The organism is Cobetia sp. MC34 (genome assembly GCF_018340035.1).
Classification (GTDB): Bacteria; Pseudomonadota; Gammaproteobacteria; order Pseudomonadales; family Halomonadaceae; genus Cobetia; species Cobetia amphilecti.
The window spans coordinates 1-2,386 of the sequence record NZ_JADPPY010000077.1 but is presented as its reverse complement, the minus strand read 5'-3'; the positions used below and the strand labels follow the sequence as shown (position 1 = coordinate 2,386).

4 protein-coding genes are annotated in these 2,386 nt (G+C 63.9%); all 4 read left to right on the top strand.

Features of this window, described 5'->3' with window-relative positions:
• Positions 1-87 precede the first annotated feature (87 nt).
• Positions 88-840 (top strand): hypothetical protein, encoded by a 753-nt coding sequence (locus tag IZU87_RS17160; RefSeq protein ID WP_349305205.1) that lies wholly within the window; start codon positions 88-90, stop codon positions 838-840.
• A 3-nt stretch (positions 841-843) separates the two neighbouring features.
• Complete coding sequence (locus IZU87_RS17155; RefSeq protein ID WP_213115350.1) at positions 844-1,632, top strand: BRO-N domain-containing protein; 789 nt, start codon at positions 844-846, stop codon at positions 1,630-1,632.
• Positions 1,629-1,862 (top strand): hypothetical protein, encoded by a 234-nt coding sequence (locus IZU87_RS17150; protein WP_213115349.1) that lies wholly within the window; start codon positions 1,629-1,631, stop codon positions 1,860-1,862. Before IZU87_RS17155 ends, IZU87_RS17150 begins: the two co-directional genes overlap by 4 nt.
• Positions 1,863-2,040: 178 nt before the next feature.
• A complete protein-coding gene (locus tag IZU87_RS17145; RefSeq protein ID WP_349305204.1) occupies positions 2,041-2,343 on the top strand; it encodes a hypothetical protein in 303 nt (100 codons plus the stop codon).
• Positions 2,344-2,386 lie beyond the last annotated feature (43 nt).

Sequence of the window (2,386 nt, the reverse complement as noted above, 5' to 3'; positions counted from 1 at the left end):
CCCATGGAAGCCGTCGCTCAACTGGTCCAATCCGTAACTCGAAACTCTCAGCCGCTGAAGGGCGTGCACTCATTGAGCAGCGCCGCCGTGAACAAGCCGAAGGCCAGCCGCCGTCCGGCGACGTCATTGATGGCGAGTGGCTGTGATGACCTGCCACGGGTGAGCCAGAAAGCGGTGGATGCATTGTTCGATCGCTTGGCCCAATTGCATGGCGCCCATTGGCACCGACGCTGCCGTGAGATGGGCTGGGGCACTGAGGAGAATGGCCAGTGGGTGAGCTGTGACGTAGAAGGCGAGTGGCTGGCGGCCCTGAGCCACCTGAGCGCCCAGCACCTGCGCTGTGGCTTGCAGGCCGAGAAGGCCCGCACGGCCAAGTCACTCCAACAGCGTGGCAACGCCTTCCCACCGGACAGCGCCATGCAGTTCGCCGAGCTATGCCAGATGACGCCCGAGGGACTGGGCCTACCGGACTTCGACACTGCCTGGCAGGCATTGCAGGACCACGCCTTCACCGGCAAGCCGTATCCGCATGAGGCCATCGCCGCCGCGGGCGAGAACATGGACCTTCACGGCATGGCCTCGGCCAGCTATCAGCGCATGGACAAGCACGAACGTGCCTTCCGCGTGTACTACCAGCAGGTGGTGGAGCGATACGCCCGGGGTGATGACCTCAAGCCGCAAGCAGCGATTGGGCATGACGGTCAGCTGTCACCGGCAGAGCGTGCCGCCATGGCGGGCCAGGCCCGCGCCCAGCAGCAAGCCGAGGCCTCTGGTCTGCCTCACACCATGAATGCCGATCAGGGGATGCGTTCCCTGCGTGCCGCACTGAAAGGAGCTTGACCCATGAGCAATGTGATCCCGTTCGAGTTTGATACCCAGCAGGTCCGTGTGGTTGAGAAGGATGGTGACAACTGGTTCGTGGCTAAGGACGTGGCTCTGGCGCTTGGCTACCGCGATGCTCCGGAGATGACTCGCGTATTGGACGAGGAAGAAAAAGGCTACACAAAAGTGCGCACCCTTGGTGGCGAGCAGAATCTCACGGTCATCAGTGAGTCTGGGCTATATCACGCGACCTTCGTCTGCCGGAAGCCGAATGCAAAGCCGTTCCGTCGCTGGGTGACCGCTGAAGTCCTGCCGACCATCCGCAAGACCGGCAGCTATCAGGTGGCCCAGCCTGCGACGGCACCGGTAGACACCACCACGGACATCTCCCGTGCCTCGGCCATCGCCAGCGCGCTCGATGGCGCTGCCCGGGCATTCGGCTTTGACGACAACATGCGCTTGCTGTCGGTGAATCAGGCCGTGCAGAAGCGTACCGGCATCAACCTGCTGGAAGAGCTTGGGGCGACCCACCTGCTGAGCCCGATGAACGAGCGCTACCTGACCCCGACTGAGCTGGGCATGCCGTTGGACATGAGCGCGATCGCCATCAACCGACTGCTGCGCGACAAGGGTTTCCAGCGTCAGGAGCGTGACGGCAAGGGCAAGGCGTACTGGGTGATGACTGAGGCAGGCCGCCAGTCAGGTGGCCGCATGCTGGATACCGGCAAGCGGCACAGCGACGGCGCACCGGTGCAGCAGTTGAAGTGGCCGGAAAGCATCGCCGAGGCGCTGCGGGAGGATGCGGCATGAGCCCGAAGCATACCCCCAAGACAGCCACGCCCGATCTGACTGTGGTGCCGGAGCGCTTCTGGTGTGAGGCGTGTGGTCGCTGGCGGCCGGCAAGCCAGATGAAAGAGCAGGTGAGCAAGTATGAATGGCAGTACCTGCTCGAGTGCAAAGAGTGTCAGTCGAGCAAGGGCCATGCCCACCGGGCAGCAGTGAATGTCAGCCGTCGCTTGAAGCAGGGTGGTGCCCGATGAGCTATCGCCCCGCCGGCAGCTTCAAGCGCCCGAATCGTTCAGCCCTGCGTCGCTGCTTTGCCTGCGGTAGGCGAGTGGCTGTCCATCAGCTGGCGGCGTGTCTGGGGACGTGTAAGCGCTGCATCGCCCTGGGCGCTCCCCGCTTCAATGCCAATGGTGAGCGACTGAGGGGGCAAGCGTGACAGAGACCACACCCAAGCCCGCTGGCGGAACGCTGGCCCGCAAGGCCGCGATGCTATGCCAGGCCGAGGGGTTCCATCGCTATCTGGATCAGGCGCGGCGCGCCCGACACGGCATCGATACCAATGTGCTGCCGGATGGTACGCACAAGGAGGAAGACGCGGTGGACTTCATTCGCACGGCCTGCGGGGTGAGGAGTCGGGCCGAGATCGATCACGAGCCGAGGGCGGCGCACATGCTGCGCCGGATCATCACCAACTATCGCCGCTGGCAATCCAATCAGGTGAGGGCATCGTCATGAGCTGGGCAACACATCCTTCCGCCAAGGTGGCGGCCCGCAAGTC

What these genes read in the sequence shown, in the direction of transcription:
- IZU87_RS17155 (WP_213115350.1), top strand. Translation starts at nt 844, where the DNA reads ATGAGCAATGTGATCCCGTTCGAGTTTGATACCCAGCAGGTCCGTGTG.
- IZU87_RS17150 (WP_213115349.1), top strand. Translation starts at nt 1,629, where the DNA reads ATGAGCCCGAAGCATACCCCCAAGACAGCCACGCCCGATCTGACTGTG.